Genomic DNA, 9287 nt, shown 5'->3' with positions numbered 1-9287 from the left:
ACGCCGAGGTCATGATGTCGACGCCGACCGGCGAAGCATCCGGCCGTCCCAGCAGGGCGTTGACCAATGAGCTTTTCCCCCGCTTGACCTCACCGATGACCACGACGGTGGGCATGTCGGGTGCTTTGGTAAGCATCGACCAGGCGTGATCGGCCACCGCGTTCAATTTGCCCCACAGCAGCGCTTTGTGTGTTTGCTGGATCACTGCGTAGAGCTCAGCATCGATCTTAGGAGCGGCCGGGTGGGCGACTCCTTCCGCTAGCACTGGCGAGTCGGACATCTTATCGAGCACCCTTCATGCGGCAGTAACGAACAGACTAATTGTTGCGGCAGGTTTCCGGTGACCGCTTATGTTTGTTTCCAGCAACGGGGCAGAGGACTAACGTCGCAGGCAAATGCCCAGTCGCGGATTGCGGTCCGGTTGGGCGGCTTGAGCCGTCTAAGTGAGTCGGTTCTCGAGCTCGTTGGGGCTGATCATACCGATGGCCGAGTGGCGCCTGCGCCGGCTCTAGGCCCGCTCGATCCAGTAGCGACGGCGAGGTTGGCCGCTGCCCGGGTGGATCACAGGTGCCGACCGGAGAGCTCGACTTCGATTGTGGCCCTCAATGATTCGGTTTGGGCGTTATCCCGACATCGAACGGCTAATTTTGTTGACTGGTTGGCGCTTGCGTGCCGGGTAAGGCGGAGTGGTGGTTTGACTCGCCCAAGTGTATTGTCGCTCATCCAGTTTGGGCTTGGCGATGAGGCTGTCGAGGCGGGCAACCAACTTTGCGGTGGCGGTCGGCTTCGGCGCCCGGGCCTTGATGATGGGGCTGCCGAGAAGTCACCAGCTTGGCGGTACTTTCAGCACCCGGAAGGTGCCTTTCCAGTCCGTGACGTACAGGTTGCCCGCGGTGTGCACCGGCACGCGCGAAGGCAGTTTGGTTGAGGCGGTGGAACCTGGCGCAAGCTTCCACACGGCGGCAGTCGTCAGGCCGGTCGCACGGTTTTGCTGTGGCCGGACTACACACGCGTTTAGCATTGAGGGCTGCACATAGCGGTGCAGGCGCTGCGACAGCATTTGGCGCATCCCAGAAAACGCGAAGACGCCAGCGCGACAAGTTGAGGAGATGGAGATCACGATTCCTCGATCGAGCACGGTCGAACCCGTTGAGACGGCAGGGCCTGCGAACGCCCACCGGGAGGCAAAACCATATATGGCACAGGCAATCCCATCACCCCTGGTCGCCCGGTGACCGGTGCACCCATTCTGGTCCGGGTCGGCGGACAAACCTGGCGAGCCACGCCCGACCGGCCCTGGACCATCGGGCGGGCAGAAGAGGCCGATGTGCATCTGGACAATCCCAGAATCTCACGGAGCCAAGCGACACTGGAATTCACGCCCGACGGGTGGGTCCTTGTCAACCACAGCCGCAACGGCATGTTCGTTGGCGGTAGCCGGGTCGAACGGCTCGCGTTGCAAGGCCCGGCCACCGTATACCTCGGATCCCCATCGGAGGGCGTGATACTGCACCTGCACCCAAAACGCCCCCGCTAATACCGGTTGTCGTGCGCGACGGCCTGCTACTGATGCACCACCTCAGCTACCAGGGATTGCAGCGCGGCGGTTAGGCGGCGCCGCGGCCGTGCCGTCACCCGCTTTTGGTCGTCATCGCACTGGTTGCGTTAGCCACCATCTTCCCGGCAATCTCGTCGGCCTGGTTACTCACCGAATGCGAGCACGCCTGCACATCAACAATGACGTTCGACACCGCGCGCAGCGCGTGCTGACATGCCCAACTCTCGCCAACTTGCTGTGTTAAGACTTGCAGAGTCGTGTCCTGGGTATGGAAGTTCTGAATCATCCACGTGAATTGGTCACGTGTGCGCGGGTTGGTGGCTGTCAGCGATTTACCCGCACAGGACTTCCAGGCGTCTGACGAGGTGTTGAAGAAATTGTGCGCGGCGTCGGCGGTGGGGTAGCTGACAGCGGTCTGTTCAACAAAGTAATGGTCGCTGGCGTTGGTGGTCGGGGTCTCGAGAATTTGGTCGTCCGCCGCGGTGTAGCCGCTGCCCGAATACACCTTTAATTCGCCAGCGTAAATCAACCCCCGACAGCTGTCGTCAGAAAGCACGGTGCCGGCCGACGAGAGGCTATTGTTGGTACTTTTGAGTACCAAATGCGATGTCTGCATGACGCTGTTGATCTCGCTGGTGGAAAGCAGCAACGACGAGAGTTTGTCCGGAGAAAGGGACGGCGGCACCGAGGGTTTGTGCTCGTTGAACGCCCCTGTGGCGACCAGCACGGTCACCGTCACGATTGCGGCACCGATGACTCCACCCCCCGCAATCACCCACCTCTTGCGGACCTTGCCCCGGCCGCCGGCGGCCGGCCCCTGCTCGGGTGATGGCGCCAAGGCGACGTACTCCGGCGGCCGCGAGCCCGCCGGAGGGCCGCCGGTCACAGCGACCGGTGCCGGCGGGCGGCGCAGTGGCGTTTGGGCCGCTGCGGGTCCCGATGCGGGTGCGGGCGCGGCGGTTGGCCATCCCGGTGGCGGTGGGGACGGCGGCGCGGGTGGGGACGCAGGAGCTTCTCGAGGTGTGTAGAGCGCGCCCTCAACGACGACGGTTTTCGGGTCACCGAGCACGCCAAGCGGACCCAACTCGGCCAGCCGGGCATGCACCAGCGGAATGTGTGAGGACCCACCCGTGAGATAGATCCTCGGCGTTTGCGTTGAGGGGCGTCGCCTATCGGCATCGGCCATCACCCGCTTGGTGAGGTCCACCGCGCGAGCGATGTCGGCACTGATGAGTTCGTCGAACTCACCACGGGTCAACTGCAGCACGTGATTGTAGGAGCCCGCCGCGACCACGACCGACGCCGAAGTCGCTTCCGACAAAGCCTCTTTGGCGTCACGAATGCGATCGTTGAGCGTCAGGCGCGTGCCTATCGCGCTGGGATTGTTGACTTCAGCGAGCAAACCGGGGTCGCTAGCGGATAGCTGCTGGCGCACCCAAGACTGGATCCGGGCGTCCAGATCTTGGCCACCCAAACCATTCAACCCATCGTTAGCGACGACTAAAAAGGAACGATCAGGCTGTCTTTCCAGTACCGCGACATCGCAGGTGCCGCCCCCGAAGTCGAAGACGGTCAATCGTGCCCCTACGTCCATATCGGGGGCAGAGTTGGCATAAAACCACGCCGCCGCCTGAGCCTCGCTGACCAGCCGCAAACGACTGGCGCTGACCCCACCGGCGATCGCCGACTCCGCCAACAAATGCTGCAGCGGAGCGCTCCATTGCTCAGGATGAGTGACCACCACCGAGTCGGGTTCCGATCCCATCACGTGGATCGCCCGGTCCAGCACCTCGCCGAACACCGCGGCGACCAGATCGGTTACCTCGATCATGTCTCCAGCTAGAAATATCTCCCGGTCTGACAGCCGGCGTTTCGGTGATGGTTCGAATGCCTCCGGCGCGGTGAACGCCGCCTGCAGCGCCGTGCGACCGACCAGCAGCTGCGCGCCCCTGTAAAACACCCCCGACGGCATTAGCGAGCCCGCCGTCGACAGCCGCACCTCCTGCACCAGACCGTTTCGGTCTCGAAACGCGGCCGCAGTATTCGATGTGCCGAAATCAATCGCCAGCGCGATGCCATCTGATAACCCGGCCATCAATCACCACCGTTCACTCGCGCACCAGCCGAATCACTGTCGGCAGGGGCGGCTACCCATACCGATACTTGAGGGGAACGCAGCACCGCATCGGTTTGCCGCCAGCCGGGGCGCACCATCTCCACCACGTGCTGAAACCGAGCCGGGTCTTCGGTCACCACAGTCGACACCGCCTCGCACAGCGAGGGATCGAAGGGCACACCGGATTGCACCACCACACGTTCCACGCCCACGCGCGCCAACACCTGGGCGATGTGCGTCTGCACCGCCGCATTCGCGCTCAAGTCATAGGCGCCGATAAGCCCGTCGACCGCGATCTCAAATCTGCGATCCAATCCCGACGGAACAGCTGCCGGTGACGACTCGGCCACAGGTAAGCCTCCTTCCGAGGGCTTGCTTGCTCGATTCGGCGTCGGTGTGTCGGTCACATCGCGACCCCGCAATCGAAAGTGGATGCTGCCAGCGAGGAACACAGGCAACCGCACCGATCATGTAACCGCAAGACTTTCCGGCTACGGCTCATCGAGCCCATAGGAGCCATCGAATTCGCTGGGATTGTCGAGGTCTGGATCTGCTTGGTACGCGAGTTCGTCGTGGCTGCTGTCGTAGTGATCAACGGTTGTGTGACCGGTGTCGGACTCGAAACCGCCGAAATCGCCATCGTGGGTGGCCCCATCGTGGCCTGGGAGATGGCCGATATCGTGATCGATGTTGAGTTCGCCTTCGTCGTCGAGAGCCACGTCGACGGGATCGCTTGGCACCACATCGTCGTCGGACGGTGCTGTCCCCGGATCCAGCGCGACGGGCACCGCCGCTTCCCAGACACCGCCAGGAAGCTCCACACCCGGATCTCCACTTGGGAACAGTTCCGCCCACCATTTCTGTTCATCCGACCCATCCGGCATCTTTCTCTCCCAAACCATCTCACAGAGCTACACGTGCATGCGGCCGGTTCATTAGTCAGGACCGTCGCCTTGCCCACCGCCGGCACGCTCCTACGAGGGGTACTCGCACGCCGAGCCGTCGCCGGTGGGGCCCTCATCGATCGGTTCCTCCCTATTACCGTTCCTATTCGTATTGCTGTCCCTGCTGTTGCTTAAGGCCGCTGGCCCCGGAGGCATGCTGGGCTGCTACTGATTGGAGACGCAGGCGACGGCCAATGTTCCCGGCAGGGCACAGCTGACTTCACGCTCCACCGACCGGGCGGCGCCGAGGGCGCCTAAAGTTCTGTGGGTTTCGGACTGCACGCTGTTGCGGGTCCAACCTGCCGTCTTTTAGCCCGCCAGGTGGCAGGAGACTAGTGTGTGCGCTGCACCGACAGGTGTATCGCATTCGAGGGACGAAGGTACGTCATGGTCACCGGGCCGGACTCGCCGCAATTGATGGCCGAGGTTGCAGCCGTCATCGACACGGTGGCACCCTACTTCGCACCAGACGAGCGGGCCGTCGTTGGTGGGTTGCGTAACCGCCTGGGTACACCGCTGCGGGTGGCGTTGGTCGGCAGGGTCAACGCCGGTAAGTCCACCCTGCTAAACGCGTTGGTCGGACAGCGTGTCGCGCCGACCAACGAAACCGAATGCACCCGAGTCGCGACGTGGTACCGGTTTGGTGCGCCGGCGCGAGTCGAGGTGTTCGGCCTTGACAAAAACGTCACCACGATGCCGGTGTTACAACGGCTCCCTGACGATTTCGGCCGCCCCGCAGCCGAAATCGACTACGTCATCGCCTACATACCGTCGGCGTTGCTCCGCGATTACGAGCTCATCGACACGCCAGGGTTGGCGACGACGAATCCGACGAGTTCAGCGGCCACCAGGCGGGCCATGGTGGGTGATGCATCAGATGGCATTCAACGGCCCGACGGCACGCTCTTCTTGAGCGACGGCGCTCCCCGCGCCGACGAGGTCGCGTTCTTAAACGAGATGTCTGCCACCCGCATCGACACGCTTGCCTTACTGTCTCATGCCGATACATTCGGTGAGGGAGCATTCAGCTCCGTCGATCCTTTGGAGATGGCCGCCAAACACGCCGAGCGGCTCAAGAGTCAGATTGCCCACCTTGCCGGCACCGTTTTGCCGGTGTCGGGCCTGCTCGCAGAAACAGCGCTGACCGGCCATCTCACCGAGGCCGACGCACGCGCGTTAGCACAATTGGCCCCTGTCGCCGACTTCGAACTTGTGGGGATCCTCTCCGGCCAAGAGGCCGCCACTCTCACCCGTGAGGAAGTGAATCATCTGCTGGAACTGCTCGGCGTCTACGGAATTCTGCATGGGAGAAAAGTCGCCCAACATGGAGCGGTCGCCCTGGCGCGGTGGCTGGCTGACAAATCCGGATTGACTGCGGTGGGTGACCAGATCGCCCGCCGCTTCCTGCGCCGCAGCGAAACGCTCAAGGCGCGCTACGTGTTGTTCCGACTGCAGGATCTGGCCAACACCTCGCCCGAGCGGGATCGGATCAATGCCCTTTTGGAGACCACGCGAATGAACCCGCGCCTGCACCCGCTGCGCGAACTGTCTGCGCTCGAACTGATGCTGCGATGGGACCCCACACATCCGCTGGTTCAGGAACTTGATCATCTCGGTGTTTCAGCCACCCCGGCCCAGCGATTACGCCTGCCGGCCGGTGCTGATGGTGCGGCCATCAACGATGCGGCGCGGCAGGCGTGTGTGCGATGTCGCCGGGAGCGGCTGACCGCGTCTTCGGCCGCCGAACGGGAAGCCTTGACGGTACTAGAACGCAGCTATCAGCTGCTATTTAGCGCGGGCTAAACGCGCCCGGGTCAGTCGGGGATGTCTGAGGTGGGTGTCAGCCGTTGCTCGAGCATCGAGCGCGCTCGCGATAGCCGGCTTTTGACCGTTTGCACCGGAATACCTTGGTGCACGGCGATCTCTCCGTAGCTGAGATCGCCGTAGATGCGCAACACCAACGCCGCCCGGAACACCTCCGGAAGCGCCATCAACGCCGATTGCACTCGCTCGGCCTCGGCGATGCAATCGGCCGGATCGCGGCCACCCGCGACATCGCCGATCTCCGCCACGTCGGTGGGGGGGCGGCGGCGGGCAACGGCCAGCGCGGCGTTGGATGCGATCCGAAACAGCCACGTCGAAAACCGTGAATCTGAACGGAACCGCTCGATATGCCGCCAGGCGGCGACCAGGGTATCTTGCAGCGCGTCCTGGGCGTCATGGGTGTTGCCGGTGATTCGCAAGCACACCGCCCACACCCGCGCGCGGTTGGCCGTGATCAGCTCGCCGAACGCTTCCTGGTCTCCGGCACGCGCTCGGCGAATTAGACCGGATTCGTCATTGATCCCGATCATATTGGCCACCTGCCGTAACCCCGGCGGACACTACCCCGTCGCGCAGCCCCATCCAGCCTTTCGCAGCCAGGCGCACGACATCCCCTGCCGCGAGTGGCGGCCATTCCGGATGAACTCGATCAGCGTTGTGAAGGCGGGAGTCGATCAGATCTTTGACGGCGTCCTCGGCTTCATAGACCTCGCCCATCCCACCATGGCCCAACGGCCGCTTGAGGTGATAAGGCCCAAACCGAGAGCCCACCCGTGAACGCTGTGCGGTGTCGCTCATCGCCGACTCCCCAAAACCAGGCCACCACCAGCGGCAACGCCGAGAAAACCGCACCCGGCAAACCCGTTGCGCGCAACACCTCACCGTGTCACCCATGACGGTAAGCCCCCACCAACCCCACCCGCATAAAAACCACAACATCCACCCACAACGGACAGACAGGCATGTGCCGCTGGGCCCGACCGGTAACTATCGGACGGTCCCCTTGCCGTTATTCCGTTACCTTCGCGGCCATCTTGTCGGTGATCTGGGCAGCTTCGTTGGTGATGTGGTTTCCGCAGGCGTTCACGTCGATGACCACGTTAGACACCGCGCTGAGCGCGCGCTGGCAGCTCCAGCCGCCGCCGGCTTCCTGCGTATCCACCTGCGTAATCCGAGGACTGGCCCCGGTTAGGTTCCCGAATGTCCACCGGACCGTCTGACCGTTATCGTTATTCGTCACGGTTTGTCCGGCGCAGGTCTTCCACTTGTGCCCCGAAGTCTGCACAAACGCACGGGCTTTGTCGATGGACGGGAAGGACACCGCGGATTGGGCGATCCAGTGGTCATGGTTATCGCCCGGCTCATGCGAGATTAGGCCGCTCACTCCGGTCTCGCCGCTGCCCGCATACGCGGAATCTTGAATGCCATAAAGCGCCCCTTGGCAATCCGGGTTCGAAAGAGTAGTCGAGGTATCCATGGCCTGTATCGGGTTGCCGGGTTGCATGGTTGAGGAGCCCATGATGGCGTTGATTTCTGCGGGGCTCAGCAGAAGGGAGCTCAGACGTTCGGGCGGTGTCAAGGTCGGCGCGGGGGGTGGGGTGGGTCGGGTGGCGAGCCAGATGCCGAGGCCGCCGAGGACGGCGACGACGACGAGGGCGGCGATGCCCAGCAGAAGCCAGGGGTTGGGTTTGCGGGGCGAGGGTGGGGTCCACGATGGGGGGCTGCTGGGTTGTGGTGGTGGGGGGGTGGCGGTTTGGCCGGGCCAGCCGCCGCCTTGGAGGAACTGGGGGCTGGTGGTGGGTTGCCCGCCGGCGGGGATGGGGCCGCTGTCGGGGGCCCAGGTGAGGGTCGGCGGGGGGGTGGAGCGCGGCAGCGGCCCGGAGCCGGCGGGGTCGGGGGAGGCCGTGCTGGCCGCCGGTGTCGGTGTCGGGGTGGCGGCGGGCGGCGGGGACGGCACGAATGTGGGCGCCAGGGTGGCCGCGGCACCCGGGAGGACGGCTTCTTGGCTCTGTCGCAGCAGGGTGGCCGCCTGATCCTGGTCGGGGGTGCTCAGCGCCTGGTGGGCGGCCAACGCCAGATCACCGGCGCTGGCGTAGCGGTCCTCGGGTTTTTTGGCCATCCCGCGCGCGATCACCTCGTCGAAGGCTTTCGGGATGCTGGGGCGCTCTTGGCTGGGGCGCGGGATGGGCTCATATAGGTGCGCGGTGACCAGCACGCTGGCGCTGTCGGCCCGATACGGCGGGGAGCCGGTCAAACACTCGTGCAGCACACAGGTCAACGCATAAATATCGGCGCGGTAGGTCACCTCGTCGTTGGAAAGCCGTTCCGGCGCCATGTATTTCCAGGTCCCCACCGCGGTACCCAACTGGGTCAACCTCTCATCGGTGGTCGCGCTGGCGATCCCGAAATCCACCAGATAGGCGAAATCATCGCGGGTGATCAAGATGTTTTGCGGTTTGACATCGCGGTGCATCACCCCGGCGGCGTGGGCGGCATCCAACGCCGAGGCGATCTGGCGGATGATGGCCACCGCCCGCGGCGGCTCCAGCGGCCCGAACCGCTTGAGCAGCGCGTCCAAATCGGTGCCCTCGATCAACCGCATATCCAAATACAGCTGCCCGTCGATCTCACCGTAGTCATGGATGGGCACCACATGCGGCTCCTGCAACCGCCCCGCGGTATGGGCCTCACGCTGCATCCGCTTGCGAAACACCGGATCCTGGCTAAACGTCGCCGACATCAACTTCAGCGCCACCACCCGGTCCTTGACGGTGTCCTCGGCCTCATAGACCTCACCCATCCCGCCGCGGCCCAACAACCGCTTGAGGTGATAAGGCCCAAACTG

9 protein-coding genes and 1 pseudogene are annotated in these 9287 nt (G+C 63.8%); 2 read left to right on the top strand and 8 right to left on the bottom strand.

The features are described from left to right. Both ACLQI9_RS29065 and ACLQI9_RS29060 read right to left on the bottom strand, forming a co-directional pair. A partial coding sequence (locus tag ACLQI9_RS29065; RefSeq protein ID WP_442378120.1) for a dynamin family protein occupies positions 1 to 280 on the bottom strand: 280 nt, incomplete at its 3' end. Positions 281 to 823: 543 nt separating this feature from the next. After that, positions 824 to 1060, bottom strand: coding sequence for a hypothetical protein (locus ACLQI9_RS29060; RefSeq protein ID WP_442378119.1), 237 nt, complete (start codon positions 1058 to 1060; stop codon positions 824 to 826). A 171-nt stretch (positions 1061 to 1231) separates the two neighbouring features. Between ACLQI9_RS29060 and ACLQI9_RS29055 the strand changes: the two genes are divergently transcribed. Next, positions 1232 to 1537: an FHA domain-containing protein gene (locus ACLQI9_RS29055; protein WP_442378118.1), complete on the top strand. Its 306-nt coding sequence runs from the start codon at positions 1232 to 1234 to the stop codon at positions 1535 to 1537. Between the two features lie 94 nt (positions 1538 to 1631). On the opposite strand, the gene ACLQI9_RS29050 is transcribed toward ACLQI9_RS29055, so the two are convergent. The 3 genes from ACLQI9_RS29050 to ACLQI9_RS29040 form a co-directional block, all read right to left on the bottom strand. Continuing rightward, positions 1632 to 3653 (bottom strand): sensor domain-containing protein, encoded by a 2022-nt coding sequence (locus ACLQI9_RS29050; RefSeq protein WP_442392500.1) that lies wholly within the window; start codon positions 3651 to 3653, stop codon positions 1632 to 1634. Then, entirely contained in the window at positions 3653 to 4024 is a 372-nt protein-coding gene (locus ACLQI9_RS29045; protein ID WP_442392499.1) for a nucleotide exchange factor GrpE, read from the bottom strand. The genes ACLQI9_RS29050 and ACLQI9_RS29045 overlap by 1 nt, the downstream gene beginning before the upstream one ends. Before the next feature lie 141 nt (positions 4025 to 4165). Then, positions 4166 to 4558 carry a hypothetical protein gene (locus ACLQI9_RS29040; protein WP_442392498.1) on the bottom strand — a complete coding sequence of 131 codons (393 nt, stop codon included), beginning with the start codon at positions 4556 to 4558 and terminating at the stop codon, positions 4166 to 4168. Positions 4559 to 5005: 447 nt separating this feature from the next. On the opposite strand from ACLQI9_RS29040, the gene ACLQI9_RS29035 reads away from it, so the two are divergent. Next, entirely contained in the window at positions 5006 to 6421 is a 1416-nt protein-coding gene (locus tag ACLQI9_RS29035; protein ID WP_442392497.1) for a dynamin family protein, read from the top strand. Positions 6422 to 6432: 11 nt separating this feature from the next. Here the strand turns inward: ACLQI9_RS29035 and ACLQI9_RS29030 are convergent, their stop codons facing one another. From ACLQI9_RS29030 to ACLQI9_RS29020, 3 genes and pseudogenes are all read right to left on the bottom strand, one after another. Beyond that, entirely contained in the window at positions 6433 to 6972 is a 540-nt protein-coding gene (locus ACLQI9_RS29030; RefSeq protein WP_442378113.1) for an RNA polymerase sigma factor, read from the bottom strand. A 148-nt stretch (positions 6973 to 7120) separates the two neighbouring features. Next, positions 7121 to 7240 (bottom strand): annotated as a pseudogene (locus ACLQI9_RS29025) (hypothetical protein); the annotation flags it as partial. A 211-nt stretch (positions 7241 to 7451) separates the two neighbouring features. Continuing rightward, positions 7452 to 9287, bottom strand: a 1836-nt coding sequence (locus ACLQI9_RS29020; protein WP_442392496.1) for a serine/threonine-protein kinase PknH/PknJ, incomplete at its 5' end; no start/stop codon positions are given.

Origin of the sequence: Mycobacterium sp., assembly GCF_052143115.1 — a bacterium.
GTDB lineage: Bacteria > Actinomycetota > Actinomycetes > Mycobacteriales > Mycobacteriaceae > Mycobacterium.
This window is presented reverse-complemented; position numbering and strand designations above follow the sequence as displayed.